The sequence below is a fragment of the Nocardia puris genome, assembly GCF_003315035.1.
Lineage (GTDB): Bacteria > Actinomycetota > Actinomycetes > Mycobacteriales > Mycobacteriaceae > Nocardia > Nocardia puris.
Map to the genome: position 1 here is coordinate 46,597 of NZ_QNRE01000010.1, position 19,673 is coordinate 66,269.

Below are 19,673 nucleotides of genomic sequence, written 5' to 3' on the forward strand. Positions count from 1 at the left end.
GTGACTGTCGTCGCGATCGTCGCGGCCGTGCTGCTGTCGGCCGCCGCAATCCTCACCAGCTATCGGATCTTGGCCGGTCCCAGCACCCTCGACCGGGTGGTGGGCATCGACTCGCTGATGGCGATCGCCATGGCCGGGCTGGCGGTGTGGGCCGCCTACTCCGGCGACACCGCGGTGGTGCCCGCCATCGTGGCGCTGGCGTTGGTCGGCTTCCTCGGTTCCGCGGCCGTGACCCGATTCCGTGTGAGGGACGACCGATGACCGCTTGGCAATGGGTGTCCTCGGCCTTGATCCTGAGCGGCTCGGTGCTGGCGTGCACGGCGGCGATCGCGATCGTCCGATTTCCCGACACTTTCACCAGGATGCATGCGGCTACCAAACCGCAGGTCGTCGGGCTGGTGCTGGTGCTGACCGGCACCGGCCTCGAGATCAGGGACAAGAGCGCCGACGTCTGGATGCTCGCCTTGGTGGCGCTGTTCGCCCTGCTCACTGCCCCCGTGATCGCCCATCTGATCGGCCGCACCGCCTATCGCGAGCAGCGGCACCGCGACGGCCTCCTGCGTGTCAACGAACTCGGCGACGAGCTGGACTGAGGGCCCCGCGCTGTTCCCCGTGCCATTTCCCCCATGACCACGGACGAGGCGATGCTGGTGGGCACCGCACGCGCGCACCGGCGGACGTGAGCGAGTCCGCGGAGACCGGCTCGGCGAACTGTCGTGCGCGCCCGTGCCGCCGAGGCGCCGACCGACCTTACAGAGCACTGGAATGCCCAGCGGTGATATCCCTCGCCGCCGGCCTCGCACTCCGAGTGGCGTTCTCAGGAACGGGTCGACAGGGACGCCTTCTCGACGGGCGCCGCCACGGTCCGCTCCACGAACCACGTCGCGTGGAAGGCGGCCGCCATACCCGCCAGCATGGCGAGCAGTACGGTGCCCGCCGGGACCGCGTACTCCGCCATCGGCACCGCCAGGTATCGGTAACACAGCAGCAGGCCGACGAACAGCAGCGCGCCGCCCGCGACCAGCCGGATGCGGAACCAGCCCCAGCCGCGCTCCGGATCGCGTAGCGCCGACTCCACCGTCAGGCAGAGAACCGCGCCCGCGATCAGGTCGACACCGTAGTGGTAGCCGAACCCGAGGGTGGCGGTCACCGTGCACACCAGCCAGAACGTGCCGCCCCAACGCAACCAGCGCGGCGCGGGTGAACCGTCCGGGGCACGGCGGGTGTGCAGGAACACCGACAGCGCCCACGCCGTATGCATGGACGGCATGCAGTTGCGGGGGGTGTATTCGTCGAACGGCAGCGGCGCGGGGTTGCGGTCCAGCGGCGGCAGCGCGTCGGGCCAGTAGTTGCCGATCTGGAAGCCCTGCCCGTCGGCGCCGAACGCGAACATCGGGCCCACCACGGGGAAGAACACGTACACCAGCGGGCCGACCAGGCCGAGCACCAGGAACGTCCGCACCAGGTAGTGGCTCGGCCAGCGTCCGGAATCGGCCACTCGCCGCAGCTGCCAGGCCGCCACGACGATCGCCGCCACCGGCAGCTCGATGTACACCCAGTGCAGCACCGCGTACACGACCGGCCCGAGCGTGTCGATCACCCGGCCGAGCACCCACGAGGGATCGCCGAGCGCGTGGTCGGCCAGCAACAGGTACTCGTCGAGCACATCCGGCTGACTGATGACGGTGATGTGCAACCACACGTCGCCGACCTTGGTGGCCAGGATCAGCAGCGCGCCCAGGGCGGCGGCGTGCAGCGCGTTGCGGCGCTCGACGCCGGTCCACCGCCACCACGCGACGACCGCGAGTCCGGTGAGCACCAGGGTGGGACCGTTGCCGACGGCGAACGGCCCACCGGCCAGCAGCCGCGCCCCGGCGAACACCGCATCGATGCCGACGGCCAGTCCGACGGCGACGAGCCTGCGCCGCGCGGTGATACCCACCAACGCGAGCAGGAATCCGGCCCACGGCACGGACATGGATTTCGGGGTGCCCGCGTAGTCGCGCCACAGGCTCGCCAGCGGGCCTTCGAAACCTTGCCGGACGGCCACGACCTGTAAGCCGATCAGCAGGACGGGCACCGCGGCGACCGCGATCGTCAGCAGGAGCCGCGCCGGCGGTATCCCCCACCGCCGCACCGCACTTCCCACATCGGAATTCGGGTCTTCGACAAGCACCCGACCATAGTAAACGGGAGATTACGAGGGTCATCCGGCGCTGTGAACGGCCGGCGACCGAAAGGCGCTACTGGTTGAGCTCTTCGACCAGTGCGTCCACCACCGCGACCAGATCGCCCTGGGCGGCGGCCGCCACCTTGCGCTGACGCTGGTAGGAGGCCCCACGCTGGGGAATCTCGGCGACAGCTGCGAGCTCGTCGGCGCAGCCGAGTCGCTTCGCGGTGGGCTCGAGCCGGTTCAGGAGGTCGTTCAGGTCGTCGGTCACCAACCGCTCGTTGCTGGCCGCGTCTGTGATGACGATCGCATCCAAGCCGTAACGTGCGGCGCGCCACTTGTTTTCCTGTACGTGCCAGGGCGGCAGCACGTCGAGTTGTTCGCCCGCCTCCACGCGCCGGTCCAGATCCACCACGAGACAGTGGATGAACGCCGCGAGCGCCGCGAGTTCGCGCTGGGTCGAGATCCCGTCGCAGACGCGGATTTCGATGGTGCCCCACTTCGGGGCGGGCCGGATGTCCCAGTGCATCCCGCCGAGTTGTTCGAACACACCGGTTTTCAGCTGGTCGTGCACGAAAAGCTCGAACTGGCGCCAATTCTCGAACTGGAACGGCAGCCCGGCCGTGGGCAGCTGCTGGAACATGAGCGTGCGGTTGCTCGCGTAGCCGGTGTCGGTGCCCGCCCACATCGGCGAGGAGGCCGACAGCGCCAGCAGGTGCGGATACGCGGAGAGCAGCGAGTTCAGGATCGGAAAGACCTTCTCCCGGTGCGAGACTCCGACGTGCACGTGCACGCCCCAGATCATCATCTGGCGGCCCCACCACTGAGTGCGCTCGATCAGTTCGTCGTAATGCTCGGAGCGGGTGAGCTGCTGGGCCGACCACTGCGCGAACGGATGGGTGCCCGCGCAGAACAGGTCCACGCCGAGCGGGTCCGCGGCGCGGCGCACCGTATCCATGGTGGCGCGCAGATCGTCCACCGCGGCACCGACCGTGTCGTGCACACCGGTGACGATCTCGACGGTGTTGCGCAGCAGTTCCTTGGTGAGCTGCGGGGTGCCGTCCCAGGCGCGCACGTCACCGACGGCGTCGAACACCGCCGAGGCGGTGTTCGACAGGTCGCGCGTCACCTTGTCGACGAGCGCGATCTCCCATTCGATGCCGATCGTCGGCCGAGGCGATCCTGGAAAAGGAACATGCTGGATAGCCCCGCCCATCTGCGCCTGCCTCGTCTACTGGATCACGCCGCAGGCGACGCGGCCGCCCGCGTCACCTGTCGCGAGAGTGGTTTCATCCGGCCCCGTAGCGCCTTCGCCATGGGTGTACCGGTCCGGGATGTTGGCGAAGTTGTCGGCGCCCGCGTGGATGATCAGCGCGCGGTCGGTGAGGTCGTCCAGGGTGACCTTGTCGGTGGTGGTGACCAGCTTGCCGCGGCCGTCCTCGCGGATCTGCAGCGAGGTCAGATCACCGCTGGCCGGGTGGCCGGAGGCGCCGCCGACCTGCAGGTGGCCGCCCGCGGACAGGAAGTCGCCCGGCGCGCCGCCGGTCGGGGCCACCGAGTTGGTCTCACACCTGCCCACCTGGTGGAAGTGCAGGCCGTGGAAGCCGGGGCGCAGGCCGGTGGCTTCGACGGTGATGACGAGGTGCCCGCCCTCGGCGGCGATATCGGCGGTGGCGACCGTGTTGCCCCCCGCGTCCTTCACGTCCACCCGCTTGGCGTCGGAGGAGGACGAATGGCCGCCCTCGTCGCCGTGCCCGTGCCCGTCGCCGTCGCCGTGGGCGGGTTCGGGGGCACCGGTCCACACCGGCGGCGTCGTACCCTGGACGTCACTCGACTCCTGACTGTTCGTGCAGGCAGCGAGGCCGAGGACCGCGATCGCAAGCGCCGGGGTCACAGTCAACCAGGACGGGCGACGAGTTGTGGACGGGGCCATCGGAGAACTCCTTTACGAGTACCGAGTTTACGAGTAAAGCTGGGTGGACACGTTCGTTACCGGACAAGATGATGCCACGGCCGCCGTGTCGCGCCGCGCATGGGTTGGCCGCACGAGGCGTGGCTCTCAGTTGCCCGTCAAGATCACCACGACGCCCGGGGCGCCGCTCGCCAGCCCTGACGTCTTCGGTTCGGCCACCGCGCCGATTTCCTCGGCGATAGCCACCGCCGCTTCCCGCTCCCCGGGTGAATTCCCGTAGTACACAGTCGTTCTCGCCAGATTCTCGCCCGCGTAGTTGCCCGCGGTCACGTTGGTCCAGCCCGAGGCGGTCAGCTGGTTCGCGGTGCGCTGGGCCAGGCCCGCCACCAGACTGTTGTTCAGCACCCGCACCGGCACCGCGCGATCGGCGGCGGCCTCGGTGGTCGTGGTCGTCGTGGTGGTGGTGGTCGGCGCCGCCGTGGTCGTGGTGGGCTCATCGGTGGTGGTGGGCGCGGCCGTCGTCGTGGCGGGGGCCGCCGTGGTCTGCGAGGTGGCCTGCGGCGCGGCCGTGGTCTCCTCGCCGGGCGCCGCCTCGGAGTCCGAACTCGACAGCGACATCGCCCCGAGTCCGGCGAACACGATGGCCAGCGCGATCAACACCATCGCCAGCGCGCGCAGCGGCGGCCCGCCGGAGGTGGGATTGGGGTAGCTCACGCCATCGACCCTAGTCCCACACCGGGCTCTCGCGCCCGTGTCACGCCGGGATCGATCGCCGTCATACCTGGAAACCGAGACGCCGTGCCGCCCTGGCCTTCTGCCTGCTGGCGCGCAGCCTGCGCAGGCGCTTCACCAGCATCGGGTCGGCGGCCAGCGCCTCGGGGCGGTCCACCACCGCGTTGAGCACCTGGTAGTACCGGGTGGGCGACATGCCGAACAGTTCCCGGATGGCTTCTTCTTTGGCCCCCGCGTACTTCCACCACTGTCGTTCGAAGGCCAGGATGTCGAGTTCGCGGCGGCTCAGGCCGCTCTCGTCCGCCGTGTCGTGTTCGCTCGCGGGGCCGTTGGGGATCGCGGAAAGGTTCCGAGCCGCTGCGCCGTCCATCTTGCTCCCTCGCCGAGTTGCCACCAGACGAAAAATGGTGCTTGTACGTCGCGGATCATTGAACCACGCGGCGGCGGGGTTGCTCCCCCTTCACCCCGGCGTGTTGTGTACCCGCAGGTAGGATTCGTGCCCATGGCCATCCTCCCCATCGTCATCGTCGGTGATCCCGTGTTGCACAACCCGACCGCTCCGGTCACCGAGACCCCGGAGGAGCTGGCCGGGCTCATCGCGGACATGTACGAGACGCTGGACGCCGCCAACGGCGTCGGGCTGGCGGCCAACCAGGTCGGCGTCGGCAAGCGGCTGTTCGTCTACGACTGCCCCGATATCGGTGGCGACGGCGTGGCGGTGCGCAGGCGCGGGGCGGTGATCAACCCGGTGCTGGAGACCTCCGCGCTGCCCGAGACCATGCCCGACCCCGACGACGACGAAGAGGGCTGTCTGTCGGTGCCCGGCGAGCAGTTCCCGACCGGTCGCGCCGAGTGGGCGCGCGTCACCGGCACCGACGAGCACGGCGAGCCGGTGGATATCGAGGGCAAGGGTTTCTTCGCCAGGATGCTCCAGCACGAGGTGGGACACCTGGACGGGTTCCTGTACGTGGACATGCTGATCGGCCGCAACGCCCGCGCCGCGAAGAAGGCCATCAAGCGCAACGGCTGGGGCACGCCGGGGCTGAGCTGGGTGCCCGGCACCGTCCCCGACCCGTTCGGGCATGACGACTGAGCCCGCGCACCCGCAGATCCCGCTCGGCCGCCGCGTCGTCATGCGCTACCGGCTGCCCGCCGGCTATCCCCAACCGCTGACGGATGTGATCGGCGAGCTGCTGGCCACCGACCCGCCGACCGTGCGCGCAGCCGACGGCACCGTCGTGTCGGTCGCGCCGGATCAGGTGGTGGCGTTGAAAGCGCTGGGGCCCAGGCCGATTCGCACGCGCGAGATCCGGGCGCTGGAATCGGCCGCGGCCGACGGCTGGCCGGGGGTGGAGCACGCGTGGATCGACGGCTGGTTCGCGCGTGGCGGATACGATTACACGCAGCGAGCTAATTCTGCTGTACCGCTGGGGATCTCGGGACAACCCGCCGCGCTCACCGCCGACACGCTGGACCGGATCGTCGCGTGGTACGCCGAGCGCGGGCTGCCCGCGACGCTGCTGCTGCCCGACCGGCTCGCGTCGGCGCCGCCCGGGTGGAACACCTGGAACGAGACGCTCGTCCTCGGCCTGGACATCGAGAACTTCGTTCTGCCGCAAGGCCCTTCGATGGTGCGCTTCGCCCCCGAGCCCAGCGCCGAGTGGTTGCGGATGCACCGGTATCGCGGCGAGGACCCGGCCACCCACACCTCGCGCGAGCCCGTCGTCGAGGTGCTCACCGCCGTGCGCGACGGGAATGTCACCTTCGCCACGCTCGGCCTGCCGCAGCCGATCGCGATCGGGCGCGGCGCGCACACGGTGGCCACCGACGGGCGGCACTGGGTGGGCCTGACGTGTGTGGCGGTGGCGGCCGAGCACCGCAGGCGTGGCCTGGCCGCGCTGATCTGCGCCGAGCTGATCCGCTGGGGTCACGAGCGCGGCGCCACGCACGCGTACGTGCAGGTGGAGGCGGGGAACGCGGCGGCGCTGGCGCTGTATCGCGAGCTAGGTTTCGTGGAGCACCACTCCTACCGCTACGCGGTGCCCGGCACCGGCGGACAATAGACATCACCCACCCACTGCGAAAGGCATCTCGTGCGCTTGGCGACCTGGAACGTCAATTCGATCCGCTCCCGGCTGGACCGGGTGGCGGCCTTCCTGGACCGCCAGGACATCGATGTGCTCGCCCTGCAGGAAACCAAGTGCCGCGACGACCAGTTCCCCTTCGAGCGTTTCGAGGAACTCGGGTACGAGGTGGCGCACCTGGGCGTGAACCAGTGGAACGGCGTGGCCATCGCCTCCCGCGTGGGCCTGGCCGACGTGGAACTCGCGTTCCCGAACCAGCCCGGTTTCGACAAGGACGCGGGCGAATCCCTGCTCAGCACACCGGTTGTCGAGTCCCGCGCATTGGGCGCCACCTGCGGCGGGGTGCGGGTGTGGAGCCTGTACGTGCCCAACGGCCGCGCGCTGGACGACCCGCACTACACCTACAAACTGGAATGGCTCGCGGCGCTGCGGGACAACGCCGCCGCGTGGCTGGCCGCCGAGCCGGAGGCGAAGATCGCCCTGGTCGGCGACTGGAACATCGCCCCCACCGACGACGACGTCTGGTCGGTATCGTTCTTCGAAGGCAAGACCCACACTTCCCAGCCGGAGCGCGACGCCTTCACCGCCGTACTCGACACCGGCTTCGCCGACGTCATGCGCCCCTTCGCCCCCGGCCCCGGCGTCTACACCTATTGGGACTACACCCAGCTCCGCTTCCCCCGCAAAGAGGGCATGCGCATCGATTTCGTCCTCGCCTCCCCCGCCCTAGCCGCCACGGCCACCGACGCCCTGGTCGACCGCGAGGAACGAAAAGGCAAGGGCGCCAGCGACCACGCCCCGGTGATCACCGAATTCGCCCTCCCCGCAGACCTTTCCTGAGAAACGGAGGAGACCGCGCACCGGGGGTCCGCGGTCTCGCCGACTGACCGGTCGGCGACCGGATCAGCCCGTCGAGGCGGTGCCGCGGGCGGCGCGGCCGTAGCGGGTGCGGGCTTCGGCGGGGGTGACGGTCACAGGGTTGCGCGGGACGTCCGCCGCGAGGTGTTCGCGGTAGAGGCGGGCGGTCATGGGGCCCAGGAAGTTTCCGAGGACGGCGAGTTTGGCCGACTCGTTGTGCAGGGCCTTGACCGCCGTGCGGACCAGCGGGCGGTAGCCCTTGTCGACGAAGGCCGGGTGGTCGAATCCGCCGGTGACGCGCATCCACTTCGGGAGGGTGGCGATGGCGGCGGGGGCGACCAATCGGCTTCCCGCCCACAGCTTCACACCGCGGTCGCGCGGGGTGTGCAGCAGGTAGTGCATGCCCTGGTGGGCGCGTTCGGAGGTGCACAGGCGGGGACGCGCCTCGGCGAAGTACTCGCGCACCTCGGCGCGCGAGCGCGGCACGTCGGCGGCTTTGCAGGTCTGCAACTCGGCCGCGATCACGCATTCGGCCCAGTACCGGTCCTCCTCCTCGGGCGTCAGCGGCCCCGGCCCGTACATCTCGTAGCACTTGAGCACCGAGTGCCACCCGGTGACGTGGATCCACAGCTGCGAAGCGGGATTGTTGGCGCTGTAGCGCTTTCCGGTGATCGGCTCGATCCCCGTGGCCTTCGCGTGCACCGTCATCAGGTGCTCCGACGCCTCGATCGCCATGCGGCTGTCGGCGACGGCGGCGATGAGGAAGTAGGCGAAGGTGTGGTCGAGACGTCCTCGCGGATCGCGGTAGATGCCGTGGACATCGGCCACCGCGGCGGTGAGATCCGGATCGAAGTGCTCGAGCACGACCGACCGCTGGAACCCGATCACGGCGGTCGGCGCGGTCCACACCTTCCATGTCGGAGAGTCCGGCCCGAAGAAGCCGTAGTCGACTTCCCGGATGGTGCGCGCGGGCGCGGCGAACTGGGGGCGCGCGGTGTCCGTCATGGTCTGCTCCTTTGCTCGACCGTCGGTCCGTCTCAGGGGTTCATCTCGTAGGCGCCGGCGTTGGCGCGCGCCGCGCCGAACACCAGGGCGAACCGTTCGGCGTCGGCGGCGGGCCTGCGCACCAGGTCCAGCGCCCTGACCTGCTGCGCCTTCGTCGCGGCGGGCTTGCCGTGCAGGGTGAGCGCGTGCCGGGAGAAGTCCCGCACGAAGTTGTCGAAGAGCTGGTCCAGCACGGCCGGATCGGTGCCATCGAGCGCGGCCTGCTCCAGGATGAGCTGCGCGTACGGGATCGCGGTGAACAACTCGCCGAGCACGAACAGGAAGTCCACGTCACGCTGCTGGGTCGCGGTCGGCTCCGCCGCCACCAGCAGCGACTGGAAGGCGAGCGCCTGCTCCAGGAAGATCGCCACGTTCGGCACATGCGCGAACTTCTCGAACACCGGCCGCCAGTCGGCGAACCGGATGCGCCCGAGCCCGGCGCTGGGTCCCTGCCGGAACAGGAACTCGTCGTCGGCCGCGTCCCGGCGCGTGGGCACCGGAACATACCGCGCCGCAGCGAGTTCCGAGTGCAGCTTGGGCACCGCGCCGCCCGCGCGCGGCACCGCCTTGCGGCTGGCCCAGCTCAGCGCCGTCGCGGCCGCGCGCACCGCGCCCTTGGGTGTGGCCGTCGGCAGCGCGCGCAGCGCGACCAGTCCGGCGTCGGCGGGGTGGAACATGTAGTTGGCCATGAACTTCAGCGACAGCGCCATGTTCACGTGCACCGTGCCCTCCAAGCGCGGGAGCCCGAACAGCCCGAGAATCGCCATGGGGAAGTACATGTCGTTCTCGAACCCGCGCGCGGCGATCACGTCGGCCAGGTCCTCGACGATGCGCTGCCCCTGCCGCGTCACCGTCATCTTCTCGATGGCGTTGAACAACAGGTAGCGCCGGTCCCGCGGCGAGGCCGACCGCATGTAGTCGACGGCCCGCTCGCTGTAGAGCTTCATCCCGATCAGCCGCGCGTAGGAGTCGGTGAGCAGCGAGCGCACCTGCGGGAACTCGGTCACCTTGTGCCCGAACAGGATTCGATTGTCGGCGTGATTGATCGCCTCGTAGAAGGCGTGCTCGCAGGCGCCGATGGCGCCGAAGCCGAGGTTGAACTTGCCGACGTTCACCGTGTTCATCGCGGCGTGGAAGGCGGCCTCGCCCCGGTGCAGCACGTCCTCCTCGGCCACCGGGTACTTCTCCAGATCGAAAGCGGCCACGTACATCTGGCTGTCGACCACGTTCTTGCGGAGCTTGTAGTTCTTGTGCGAGCTGTCCGCGACGAAGAACAGATACCCCTCGTAATCCTCCTGCGTCGGTTTGCTTTCCAGCGCTTTGGCGCTGTCGATGATCGGCTTGTCGGCGCGGCGGCCGAACACCGAGACCATCGCGGCCAGGTTGCCGTTGCCGATGTAGTACTTGCCGCCGTCGGCGGTGAAGCCGCCGCCCCGGCGCGGTGTGAGGACCATATCGGTGGAGTACACGTCGGCGCCGTGCTCGCGCTCGGACAGACCGAACGCGAAGATCTCCCCGGAGTCGAGCAGCGCCGCGGCCTTGCGTTTGGCGGCCTCGTTCTCGCTCTGCCAGATCGGGCCGAGCCCGAGGATGGTGACCTGCCAGACGTACCAATACGACATCCCGTAGAAGCCGAGCACCTCGCTCATCTTCGCGATGCGCGCGGTGTCCCAGCGCTTGTCCGGGTCGCCGTCGGCCAGCGCGGCCGGGGTCAGGAAGGTCGCGAAGACCCGCTCACGCTTGACGAAGTCGAGGAACTCGGCGTACCAGACGCGATCCCGGTCATCCCGCTTGAGCGCCGCTTTGCCGCGCGTCTCGAACCAGTCGACGGTGGCGCGCAGAATGCGCCGGGTCGACTCGTCGAACTCGGCGAAATCGCAGGTCTTCGGGTTGAACAGGGTCGCGGTCATCGGTGACTCCTCGGCCGTGACGCTCGGCCACGGCGTCCGTTCGGGGCATTTTCCTTCACAAATGTAGCATTATTATTCATCAATGTAGGAACCTGAACGCGACAACGGATCCAGCGAGAACATGGGTAACTCGTCGGGTACGGGCTGACCCAACCCGCTCCACCGAGAGACGGCAGCTCGAGTCACCCCAACTCCTGACGCAGCCGCCTTATACGCGGAGAGGCGGACCAGCCAGCTATGTTGGTGGTTATGGGTTCCGAGCACGCCGTCCGTTCGCGTCGGCGCGCGGCCCATCTAGGTCCGGAGCGCCGCCGCCCGCAGGTGCTCGACACCGCGCTGGCCATCGCCGTGGAGCACGGCGTCGCGGCGGTCACCATCGCCGCGGTGGCCGAGCGCATGAACGTCACCCGCCCCGTGGTGTACGCGTGCTTCGCCGACCGCGTCGAACTCATCCAGGCGCTGCTCGCCCGCGAAGAGGACTACCTGGTGCGCGGCCTGTTCGAGGCCACGCCGAAGCGCGCGGTGGACGCGGGCGAGTCGGTGTTCGTGGAGGGCTTCCAGGCGCTGCTCCAGATCGCGGCCAAGCGGCCGGATTCGTGGCGGCTGCTCTACGGCAACCCCGATCCGGCCGTCGCCGGTTCGTTCGGGCGCGGGCGCGCGCTGGCGGTGCGGCGCTGCACCGAATTGCTGCGGCCCACCTTGCGCGCCTGGGGCACCGAGGACGCCGAACGCAAGCTGCCGGTGCTGGTGGAGCAGTGGGTGTCGGCGGGCGAGGGCGCGGTGCGCTCCCTGCTGGCCGACGAGGGCGACTGGACGCCGCAGACGCTGGGCGCGTTCGTGGGCGCGGCGGTGTACCGGGCGCTGCGCAACGCCTGAGGCGCGGCAGCCCGGACACCGCCGAACCCAACGCCGGCGTGCGCCGCCGATGGCGGCGACCGTGGACGGGCAGAGCCGCCGGCCTTCCCGCCCGCGCGGAAACCTGAGCGATCCGGCAATTATTCGGCCCTCGGGACTCGCAGCCGCTGATTCGACTCCCCAGTGCGCATCTCAGCGTCAATCTTTCTCCCGTCGCCGCAGCGATTTCCGATCATCGATCCACCCCGCTCACTACCATGGGTGGCGAGATCCGACCGGTGTCCTGGCGGGAGGTGCGACGATGACGTTCTACCGGCGCGTGGGTGCCGTGCCGCCGAAACGGCACACCCAGCATCGCGATCCGGACGGCGCGCTCTGCTACGAGGAGCTGATGGGCGAGGAGGGCTTCTCCGGCGACTCCTCGCTGCTGTACCACCGCGGACTGCCGCCCGCCATCGTGGACTCCCGGGTCTGGGAGCCGCCCGACCAGTCCACGACGCCGAATCATCCACTGCGACATCGCCATCTGCGCCTGCACGACCTGTTCCCGCCCGAGGTCGCCGCGCGCTCGGACCTGGTGACCGGCCGCCGTCTGCTGCTCGGCAACGCAGACGTGCGCATCTCCTACGTGGCGGCGAGCGGCGTTTCCCCGTTGTACCGCAACGCGATCGGCGACGAGCTGGTGTATGTCGAATCCGGCGCCGCGACGGTGGAGACCGTGTTCGGTGCGATCCCCGCCCGCCAGGGCGATCACGTGCTGATTCCGCGTGCCACCACCCATCGCTGGCTCCCCGAGGGCCCGGATCCGTTGCGCGCGTATGCGATCGAGGCCGCCAGCCACATCACGCCGCCCAAACGCTACCTGTCGAGATTCGGGCAGCTGCTGGAGAATTCGCCCTACTGCGAGCGCGACCTGCACGGACCGGACGAGCCCTTGCTCGACAGCGGCACCGACGTGCCGGTGCTGGTGAAGCACCGGCCGGGCGGACAGGTCGTGGGCACCGAGTTGATCTACGCCACCCATCCCTTCGACGTGGTGGGCTGGGACGGCTGCCTGTACCCGTTCACTTTCAATATCGCCGACTTCGAGCCGATCACGGGCCGCGTGCACCAGCCGCCGCCCGTGCACCAGGTGTTCGAGGGCGGCAACTTCGTGGTGTGCGATTTCGTGCCACGCAAGGTGGACTACCACCCGCTGTCCATCCCGGTGCCGTACTACCACTCGAACGTCGATTCCGACGAGATCATGTTCTACTGCGGCGGAAACTACGAGGCGCGCAAGGGTTCCGGGATCGGGCAGGGTTCGGTGTCGGTGCATCCGGGCGGCTACGCGCACGGCCCGCAGCCCGGCGCCTACGAGCGCAGCATCGGCGCGGAGTTCTTCGACGAGCTCGCGGTCATGGTGGACACCTTCCGCCCGCTGGAACTCGGCGAGGGCGCGCTGGCCTGCGAGGATCCCGAGTACGCGTGGACGTGGTCGGGCCGGGGGCCGCGGTGACGCGCCCGGAGGTGGCGCCGGACTCGCCCTTCGGGGCGGACAACCTGCCGTACGGGGTGTTCGCGCCGCGCGGCGGAACAGCCCGCTGCGGTGCGCGTTACGGGGATTACGTCCTCGATCTCGCGGTGGCGCTGGACGATCCGATGTTCGCCGCGCCCACACTGAATCCCTTTCTCGCGCAAGGCCCTACGCGCTGGCGCGAAGTACGCGAGCGGCTGCGCGCTCTGGTCGACGGCGAAATCCCGGCAGCCGCGGTGCATGCGCTGAGCGATGTGCTGCTCGGGCTCCCGATCCGGATCGGCGACTATGTCGACTTCTACGCCAGCATCGATCACGCCACCAATCTCGGCCGTCTGTTCCGCCCGGACGCCGAACCGCTGCTGCCGAATTGGCGGCACCTGCCCGTCGGCTACCACGGGCGCTCGGGCACCGTCGTGGTGTCGGGCACCGAGATCATCCGGCCGCAGGGGCAGCGCGCAACACCTTCCGGGACACCGGAATTCGGTCCGTCGCGGCGCCTGGACATCGAAGCCGAGCTCGGTTTCGTGGTGGGCGCCGGTTCCACGCTCGGCGTCCCGATCGGGGTGGACGACTTCGCGGAGCACGTGTTCGGCGTCGCCCTGGTCAACGACTGGTCGGCGCGCGATATCCAAGCCTGGGAGTACCAGCCGCTCGGCCCCTTCCTGGGCAAATCCTTCGCCACCTCGATGTCGGCCTGGATCACGCCGCTGGACGCGCTGGACGCCGCGCGCGTCCCGCTGCCGGAGCAGTCCCCGCCGCCACTGCCCTACCTCACGGCCGCCGAGCCGTGGGGTCTCGACATCGACCTGCGCGTCGACTGGGACGGCGTCACCGTCGCCCACCCGCCCTACCGCCGGATGTACTGGTCACCGGCGCAGATGCTGGCCCACCTCACCGTCAACGGCGCGGCCACCCGCACCGGCGACCTGTTCGCCTCGGGCACCATCTCCGGCCCCGGCCGCGACCAACTCGGCTCGTTCATCGAATTGACCAGGGGCGGAACGGAACCCGTCGATCTGAACGGTGCGCCGCGGACATTCCTCGAGGACGGCGACGAGGTGGTCATCACCGCCACCGCCCCGGGAACAGGCGGCACCCGCATCGGTCTCGGCGAAGTGCGCGGGCGCATCCTTCCGGCGGGCTGGATCCCGCCGCAGCCGCAATCGGAAACCTGAACTCCGCTCAGCGCGACTCGCGGCCCGCCTGCACCACCTGCACGAATTCCGTCAGGTCCGCGATGAGCGTCTCCACGCTGTCGCGGTCGCCACCGTCGTCGTGGTGGTGCAACCAGTCCGCGACGAGTTCGAACATGCCGCCGATGGTGGCCAGCGCGAGGGCGAGGCGCCGGCGCGCGGCGCGCTCGTCGGGGGCGGGGCCCGGTGACCACTGCGCGTCCAGGAACGCCGCGGCCCAGCGCCGGTTCTCGCGGCGCTGCCGCTCCACCGCGGGAGAGATGCCGCCCGCCTCGCCGAAGGTCACCTTGGCCAGGCGCGGATCGTCCGCGATGGCGTGCACGAACGCCTCGACCACGGTCGCCGCGAGCTCGGGCCACTCCTTGCCCGCGCTCTCGGCCGCCACTTCGGCGACCCGTTGCTGGATCTGCGCGGTGATCTGCCCCAGCAGGGCGACGTAGCACGCCTCCTTGCTGTCGAAGTGGTCGTAGAACCCCTTCGTGCCGACGTAGGCGCGCTGGCAGATCTGCTCGATCGAGGTGCCCGAATAGCTTTGCTCGGCAAACAGTTCGGTGGCCGCGGCAAGGAGCTGGCTGCGCCGCTGGGCGCTGCGCTGCTCGGCGTCGAGGCCGCGGATCCGGCGGCGCGCCGGTGCCGGAGCGGGCCGCGCGGCAGAGTTGCTGCGGGTCATGCCACGACGATAGTCGGCGCAGTTTCAGAAAGAAGTCTTGTTGATAACACGGCATCGTGCTGTAATCGCTGTCACAGTCGAGGAAGGGACCGCACGTGTCAGCGATCAAAGGCGATCCGGCCGGGCTCCGGCGCGCGTTCACAGCACTGCTGGCGGCGATGACGCTGGTGCTCATGGGCGCGGTCGCCGCCCCGCGAGCGGCGGCCGTGCCACTGCCGCAGCATGATTCGTTCTACGCGCCACCCGAGGGTTTCGAGTCGGCCGAACCCGGGACCGTGCTGCGGTCGCGTGAAGTCCAGCTCGCGGTGCTGACCGCGTTGCCGCTGAACGTGCGGTCCTGGCAGTTGATGTATCGCACGACCGACCTGTTCGACCGGCCGACCGTCGCGGTGTCCACCGTCGTCCTGCCCGCCGGGGCGGACCCGAACCGGTCGCGGCCGCTGGTCTCGCTCCAGTTCTATTACGACAGTGCGAGTCCCGCGTGCGCGCCGTCGTTCGTGTTGCGGCAGGGCGCCGGACTGCCCGGACTCGAAGGCATCCACTCCAACAGCGAGCTCATCGCGCTCGCGGCGCTGATCAGCAAAGGGTGGGCGGTGTCCATCCCCGACTACGAGGGGTTGAACGGGCATCTCGCCGTCGCGAAGGAACCCGGCTACATGACCTTGGACGGCGTCCGGGCCGCGCAGCGTTTCGAACCCCTGGGGCTCGACGGCGCGAATACCCCGGTGGCCCTGTGGGGTTTCTCCGGTGGCGGTATGGCGTCGGGCTGGGCCGCTGAGATGCACCCGGCCTACGCGCCCGAGCTGAACATTCGGGGCATCGCGATGGGCGCGCCCGTCTCCGACGTGGAATCGCTGCTGCACGTGAACGGTTCGATGTTCTCCAGCCTGATCGGCATCGGCATCGCCTCGCTGTCGAACGCCTACCCCGCGTTCAAGGAGGTCACCTACCGCCACCTCACACCGGAGGGCCGAGCCCTCATGGACCGCACGAACGCGCAGTGCCTGCCGCGCAACGCGCTCACCCAGATGTTCGTGGATTACCAACGGCTGCTGACGATTCCGATCGCCGAGTTCCTGGCGCTACCCGAGATCCGAGAGGTCTTCGACGCCACCGTGCTCGGCAAGAACACACCGACCGCGCCGATCTTCCTGTACCAGGGCGTATTCGACGAAGGCGTGCCCGTGTGGACGAATGATCGCCTGGCCCAACAGTATTGCGAGGGCGGCGCCTCGGTCGTCTACACCCGTGACCACCTCAGCGAACACCTCACCCTCCCCACCCTCGGCATGCCCGCCACCTTCAACTGGCTGAAACAACGCCTCGACCCGACCGCCACCACCCAGTCCGGCTGCCGCACCGACAACGTCGTCTCCATGCTCGCCGACCCCACCGCCCTGCTCACCCAACTGGAGATCAACCTCAACGCCACCTTCGGCGCCTTCGGCTACCCCATCGGCCCCCACGAACGCTGACCCGCCGCACCGGTCGGGGTGATTCACGGTGAATCACCCCGGCCTGTGAGCCCCGGACGTGCGCGGATCGGGGGTTGCGGGGCGCGGTATGGTCGGTCGGGACAATTTCATCGCCAACGGGGGCTCGCACCAGCGGGCTGAGAGGACGGCTAGCCCGCGAGGGCGGTCAGGGCCGTCGACCGTATGAACCTGACCGGGTAATGCCGGCGTAGGGAGGAAAGTATGGCTGACATCCGCGCGTCCGTGGACACCGTCACCACCGGCCCCATCGAGGGCAGCGTGAAGCACTACCGCGAGGTCGACGACCTGCGGATTCCAGTGCGCCGCATCAATCTCACCAACGGCGACACCTTCGACGTGTACGACACCTCCGGGCCGTACACCGACGACAACGCGACCATCGACCTGGAAGCCGGGCTGCCGAAGCTGCGCGCGAGCTGGGTGACGCCCGACGTGCCCGGCCCCCGCACCCAGCTCAACTGGGCCCGCCAGGGCGTCATCACCCCGGAGATGCGGTTCATCGCCGCCCGCGAGGAGGTCGCCCCCGAACTGGTGCGCGAGGAGGTCGCCGCCGGCCGGGCGGTGATCCCCGCCAACCACCGGCATCCGGAGCTGGAGCCGACCATCATCGGCAAGAAGTTCCTGGTCAAGATCAACGCCAATATCGGCAACTCGGCGGTGTCGTCGTCCATCGCCGAGGAGGTGGAGAAGATGGTGTGGGCCACCCGGTGGGGCGCCGACACCATCATGGATCTGTCCACCGGCAAGAACATTCACGAGACGCGCGAGTGGATCCTGCGCAACTCCCCGGTACCGGTCGGCACCGTGCCGATCTACCAGGCGCTGGAGAAGGTGAACGGCGACCCGGTGAAGCTCACCTGGGAGATCTACCGCGACACCGTGATCGAGCAGTGCGAGCAGGGCGTGGACTACATGACCGTGCACGCTGGCGTGCTGCTGCGCTACATCCCGCTCACCGCCAAACGCGTCACGGGCATCGTGTCGCGCGGCGGGTCGATCATGGCGGCGTGGTGCCTCGCGCATCACCGGGAGTCGTTCCTGTACACGCACTTCGAGGAACTGTGCGAGATCCTGGCCCGCTACGACGTGACGTTCTCCCTCGGCGACGGACTGCGCCCCGGCTCCATCGCCGACGCCAACGACGCCGCCCAGTTCGCGGAGCTGCGCACCCTGGGTGAGCTCACCAAGATCGCGAAATCCCATGGCGTGCAAGTGATGATCGAGGGCCCCGGGCACGTGCCGATGCACAAGATCGTGGAGAACGTGAAGCTCGAGGAAGAGCTCTGCGAGGAGGCGCCCTTCTACACGCTGGGCCCGCTGGCCACCGATATCGCGCCCGCCTACGACCACATCACCTCCGCCATCGGCGCGGCGATCATCGCGCAGGCGGGCACCGCCATGCTCTGCTACGTGACGCCGAAAGAGCATCTGGGCCTGCCCAACCGGGACGATGTGAAGGTCGGCGTGATCACCTACAAGATCGCCGCCCATGCCGCCGATCTCGCCAAGGGCCACCCCCTCGCGCAACGCCGCGACGACGAATTGTCCAAGGCCCGTTTCGAATTCCGCTGGCGCGACCAGTTCGCCCTGTCCCTGGACCCCGACACCGCGCGGGAGTACCACGACGAAACCCTGCCTGCCGAACCCGCCAAGACCGCCCACTTCTGCTCCATGTGCGGCCCCAAGTTCTGCTCCATGCGCATCTCCGCCGACGTCCGCGACTACGCCGAGAAACACAACCTCACCGACGTGGAAGCCCTCGAAGCGGGCATGGCCGAGAAGTCCGCCGAGTTCGCCGAAACCGGAGGAAAGGTGTACCTGCCGGTGGTGTCGTAACCGGACCGCCGCGCCGTCGCCCGAACGGCGGCGCGGCGCCCATCCGGCGCAAACCTCACGGATTCATGGAACCGATCCGACCGATCGTGCGTCGAAGAACTATGAACAGATGTACCGGGCGGTCGGTCGCCGCCCCCACGCCGTACGGGTGAAGGAGCGGACCGTGAGCGATCAAGTCCAAGTCAGCCCCCGGCAGTTGTCCGGGCACTCGAAGCAAGTGGCGGGCATCTCCGACCGCATCCACGCGGTCGCCGAGGCCGCCAGGAGCGCGACGCAGTCGGCGGATCTGGCCATGGCATTCGGCATCCAGGCACAGCCGATCGGCATCATGTTGCGGACCTTGATCCAGGAACCCGCCGCCGAGCAGATCGGCCAGATCAGCGCGGCGTTGCAGACCGCTGCCGACCGGCTCGCGACCTGCGCGGACCAGTTCTCGGCGGTCGACGAAACTGCCGCGTACCGGATAGGCAACCAGAAGGACGGTCTGACATGAGCCGATCCGACCGACCGCACCACAACACTGCGCATCAGCTCCCTCGGGAAGGTGGCCACCGGTGCTGAATCCGAGCACGATCGACGTACAGGGCAACGACGCAGGCGACTACATCGGCGTCACGGCGGTCGAGGCGCTGGTCCAGATCGGCCACGGCGCAAGCAGCGGCAGCATCTTCAATGCGTTCTCCGGTGCGGCGGCGCTGAGCATCGACATGCTCAGCGCCGCCACCGACCCCATCGGCTACGTCTCGGGGCAGTTGATCTCCTGGATGATCGAGCACTGTGAGCCGATACGCGAGGCGTTCAACTCGGTAGCGGGCGATCCCGGTGTAATCAAGGAATCCGCGGCCGCGTGGTCCGCCATCCAGCAGGAGCTCACCCAGCTCGTCGCCGACTTGTCCACGACGGTCGAAGCCGGTACCACCAACTGGACGGGCGCCACGGCCACCGCCTACGGCACTCGCTCGACGGACCTGGTGCAGCACCTCACGGCCGCCGCGCAGACCGCCGACATCACGGCGCAGCTCACTATGAGCGCAGGGGAATTCGTCGCGGGTATACGCACCGCGATCCGCGACGTCCTGGCGGCGCTGGCCGGCGGACTGGTCACCGACGCGCTCATCATCATGGGCACGCTGACGACCGGGACGCCCGCGGTCGTCTCGCGTGCCCTCGCGCGGATCGCCTCCTCGACGTCGAAGGTGGTGCAGATCTTGAACACGCTGATCCAGGCGATCAAAGCGCTCGGCCCCGCCGCGTCCTCAGTTCGTGACCTGATCGATGGCACGTTCAAGTCGCTGGCGGTCTTCGTGAACTCAAACCCGGCACTTGCCGGCGTCGCCGCCGACATCGGAAAGGATGTTCTGCTGCCGCCGGGGATCGGTGCGATGGTGCGCTGA

20 protein-coding genes are annotated in these 19,673 nt (G+C 69.1%); 12 read left to right on the top strand and 8 right to left on the bottom strand.

Going from position 1 to position 19,673, the window contains the following annotated elements; translation table 11 throughout:
• Positions 1 to 261, top strand: coding sequence for a monovalent cation/H+ antiporter complex subunit F (locus DFR74_RS22820; protein WP_067511408.1), 261 nt, complete (start codon positions 1 to 3; stop codon positions 259 to 261).
• Positions 258 to 593, top strand: coding sequence for a monovalent cation/H(+) antiporter subunit G (gene mnhG, locus DFR74_RS22825; protein WP_067511409.1), 336 nt, complete (start codon positions 258 to 260; stop codon positions 591 to 593). Before DFR74_RS22820 ends, mnhG begins: the two co-directional genes overlap by 4 nt.
• Before the next feature lie 224 nt (positions 594 to 817).
• Here the strand turns inward: mnhG and DFR74_RS22830 are convergent, their stop codons facing one another.
• From DFR74_RS22830 to DFR74_RS22850, 5 genes are all read right to left on the bottom strand, one after another.
• Positions 818 to 2,137: a phosphatase PAP2 family protein gene (locus DFR74_RS22830; protein ID WP_411719958.1), complete on the bottom strand. Its 1,320-nt coding sequence runs from the start codon at positions 2,135 to 2,137 to the stop codon at positions 818 to 820.
• Positions 2,138 to 2,243: 106 nt separating this feature from the next.
• Complete coding sequence (locus tag DFR74_RS22835; RefSeq protein ID WP_067511410.1) at positions 2,244 to 3,386, bottom strand: glutamate--cysteine ligase; 1,143 nt, start codon at positions 3,384 to 3,386, stop codon at positions 2,244 to 2,246.
• 15 nt (positions 3,387 to 3,401) lie between these two features.
• Positions 3,402 to 4,103: a superoxide dismutase[Cu-Zn] gene (gene sodC / locus DFR74_RS22840; RefSeq protein WP_067511411.1), complete on the bottom strand. Its 702-nt coding sequence runs from the start codon at positions 4,101 to 4,103 to the stop codon at positions 3,402 to 3,404.
• A gap of 126 nt (positions 4,104 to 4,229) precedes the next feature.
• Positions 4,230 to 4,796: a LytR C-terminal domain-containing protein gene (locus tag DFR74_RS22845; RefSeq protein ID WP_067511412.1), complete on the bottom strand. Its 567-nt coding sequence runs from the start codon at positions 4,794 to 4,796 to the stop codon at positions 4,230 to 4,232.
• A 61-nt stretch (positions 4,797 to 4,857) separates the two neighbouring features.
• Positions 4,858 to 5,184, bottom strand: a complete 327-nt coding sequence (locus DFR74_RS22850) for a DUF3263 domain-containing protein (protein ID WP_067511413.1) — start codon at positions 5,182 to 5,184, stop codon at positions 4,858 to 4,860.
• Positions 5,185 to 5,316: 132 nt separating this feature from the next.
• Here DFR74_RS22850 and DFR74_RS22855 point away from each other — a divergent pair, with 132 nt between their 5' ends.
• Genes DFR74_RS22855 through DFR74_RS22865 form a run of 3 tightly spaced genes read left to right on the top strand, consistent with a single transcriptional unit; the run spans position 5,317 to position 7,738 of the window.
• Positions 5,317 to 5,907 (top strand): peptide deformylase, encoded by a 591-nt coding sequence (locus DFR74_RS22855; RefSeq protein WP_067511414.1) that lies wholly within the window; start codon positions 5,317 to 5,319, stop codon positions 5,905 to 5,907.
• Entirely contained in the window at positions 5,897 to 6,877 is a 981-nt protein-coding gene (locus DFR74_RS22860; protein WP_067511415.1) for an N-acetylglutamate synthase, CG3035 family, read from the top strand. Before DFR74_RS22855 ends, DFR74_RS22860 begins: the two co-directional genes overlap by 11 nt.
• Before the next feature lie 30 nt (positions 6,878 to 6,907).
• Complete coding sequence (locus DFR74_RS22865; protein WP_067511416.1) at positions 6,908 to 7,738, top strand: exodeoxyribonuclease III; 831 nt, start codon at positions 6,908 to 6,910, stop codon at positions 7,736 to 7,738.
• A gap of 63 nt (positions 7,739 to 7,801) precedes the next feature.
• On the opposite strand, the gene DFR74_RS22870 is transcribed toward DFR74_RS22865, so the two are convergent.
• Both DFR74_RS22870 and DFR74_RS22875 read right to left on the bottom strand, forming a co-directional pair.
• The gene (locus DFR74_RS22870) at positions 7,802 to 8,761 is read right to left on the bottom strand and encodes an oxygenase MpaB family protein (protein WP_067511417.1); all 960 of its coding nucleotides are present in this window, start codon (positions 8,759 to 8,761) and stop codon (positions 7,802 to 7,804) included.
• Positions 8,762 to 8,793: 32 nt separating this feature from the next.
• On the bottom strand, positions 8,794 to 10,710 hold the full coding sequence (locus DFR74_RS22875) for an acyl-CoA dehydrogenase family protein (protein ID WP_067511418.1): 1,917 nt from the start codon (positions 10,708 to 10,710) through the stop codon (positions 8,794 to 8,796).
• Positions 10,711 to 10,959: 249 nt separating this feature from the next.
• On the opposite strand from DFR74_RS22875, the gene DFR74_RS22880 reads away from it, so the two are divergent.
• The 3 genes from DFR74_RS22880 to fahA all read left to right on the top strand — a co-directional run bounded on the left by DFR74_RS22880 (position 10,960) and on the right by fahA (position 14,259).
• Positions 10,960 to 11,586, top strand: a complete 627-nt coding sequence (locus DFR74_RS22880; RefSeq protein ID WP_067511419.1) for a TetR/AcrR family transcriptional regulator — start codon at positions 10,960 to 10,962, stop codon at positions 11,584 to 11,586.
• 280 nt (positions 11,587 to 11,866) lie between these two features.
• Positions 11,867 to 13,063 (top strand): homogentisate 1,2-dioxygenase, encoded by a 1,197-nt coding sequence (locus DFR74_RS22885; RefSeq protein ID WP_067511420.1) that lies wholly within the window; start codon positions 11,867 to 11,869, stop codon positions 13,061 to 13,063.
• Positions 13,060 to 14,259 carry a fumarylacetoacetase gene (fahA, locus tag DFR74_RS22890; RefSeq protein ID WP_067511443.1) on the top strand — a complete coding sequence of 400 codons (1,200 nt, stop codon included), beginning with the start codon at positions 13,060 to 13,062 and terminating at the stop codon, positions 14,257 to 14,259. Before DFR74_RS22885 ends, fahA begins: the two co-directional genes overlap by 4 nt.
• Positions 14,260 to 14,266: 7 nt before the next feature.
• Here the strand turns inward: fahA and DFR74_RS22895 are convergent, their stop codons facing one another.
• Positions 14,267 to 14,947, bottom strand: a complete 681-nt coding sequence (locus DFR74_RS22895) for a TetR/AcrR family transcriptional regulator (protein ID WP_067511421.1) — start codon at positions 14,945 to 14,947, stop codon at positions 14,267 to 14,269.
• 95 nt (positions 14,948 to 15,042) lie between these two features.
• On the opposite strand from DFR74_RS22895, the gene DFR74_RS22900 reads away from it, so the two are divergent.
• The 4 genes from DFR74_RS22900 to DFR74_RS22915 all read left to right on the top strand — a co-directional run bounded on the left by DFR74_RS22900 (position 15,043) and on the right by DFR74_RS22915 (position 19,673).
• On the top strand, positions 15,043 to 16,422 hold the full coding sequence (locus tag DFR74_RS22900) for a lipase family protein (protein WP_067511422.1): 1,380 nt from the start codon (positions 15,043 to 15,045) through the stop codon (positions 16,420 to 16,422).
• 222 nt (positions 16,423 to 16,644) lie between these two features.
• Positions 16,645 to 18,279, top strand: coding sequence for a phosphomethylpyrimidine synthase ThiC (gene thiC / locus DFR74_RS22905; protein ID WP_067511423.1), 1,635 nt, complete (start codon positions 16,645 to 16,647; stop codon positions 18,277 to 18,279).
• A gap of 163 nt (positions 18,280 to 18,442) precedes the next feature.
• Positions 18,443 to 18,772, top strand: a complete 330-nt coding sequence (locus DFR74_RS22910) for a type VII secretion target (RefSeq protein ID WP_170160793.1) — start codon at positions 18,443 to 18,445, stop codon at positions 18,770 to 18,772.
• Positions 18,773 to 18,833: 61 nt separating this feature from the next.
• Positions 18,834 to 19,673, top strand: a complete 840-nt coding sequence (locus DFR74_RS22915) for a WXG100 family type VII secretion target (protein WP_067511425.1) — start codon at positions 18,834 to 18,836, stop codon at positions 19,671 to 19,673.

Excerpts from the sequence above, each read along its gene's own strand:
- mnhG (WP_067511409.1), top strand. The coding sequence starts at position 258 with ATGACCGCTTGGCAATGGGTGTCCTCGGCCTTGATCCTGAGCGGCTCG.
- DFR74_RS22835 (WP_067511410.1), bottom strand. The coding sequence starts at position 3,386 with ATGGGCGGGGCTATCCAGCATGTTCCTTTTCCAGGATCGCCTCGGCCG.
- sodC (WP_067511411.1), bottom strand. The coding sequence starts at position 4,103 with ATGGCCCCGTCCACAACTCGTCGCCCGTCCTGGTTGACTGTGACCCCG.
- DFR74_RS22850 (WP_067511413.1), bottom strand. The coding sequence starts at position 5,184 with ATGGACGGCGCAGCGGCTCGGAACCTTTCCGCGATCCCCAACGGCCCC.
- DFR74_RS22855 (WP_067511414.1), top strand. The coding sequence starts at position 5,317 with ATGGCCATCCTCCCCATCGTCATCGTCGGTGATCCCGTGTTGCACAAC.
- DFR74_RS22860 (WP_067511415.1), top strand. The coding sequence starts at position 5,897 with ATGACGACTGAGCCCGCGCACCCGCAGATCCCGCTCGGCCGCCGCGTC.
- DFR74_RS22870 (WP_067511417.1), bottom strand. The coding sequence starts at position 8,761 with ATGACGGACACCGCGCGCCCCCAGTTCGCCGCGCCCGCGCGCACCATC.
- DFR74_RS22875 (WP_067511418.1), bottom strand. The coding sequence starts at position 10,710 with ATGACCGCGACCCTGTTCAACCCGAAGACCTGCGATTTCGCCGAGTTC.
- DFR74_RS22880 (WP_067511419.1), top strand. The coding sequence starts at position 10,960 with ATGGGTTCCGAGCACGCCGTCCGTTCGCGTCGGCGCGCGGCCCATCTA.
- DFR74_RS22885 (WP_067511420.1), top strand. The coding sequence starts at position 11,867 with ATGACGTTCTACCGGCGCGTGGGTGCCGTGCCGCCGAAACGGCACACC.
- DFR74_RS22895 (WP_067511421.1), bottom strand. The coding sequence starts at position 14,947 with ATGACCCGCAGCAACTCTGCCGCGCGGCCCGCTCCGGCACCGGCGCGC.
- thiC (WP_067511423.1), top strand. The coding sequence starts at position 16,645 with ATGGCTGACATCCGCGCGTCCGTGGACACCGTCACCACCGGCCCCATC.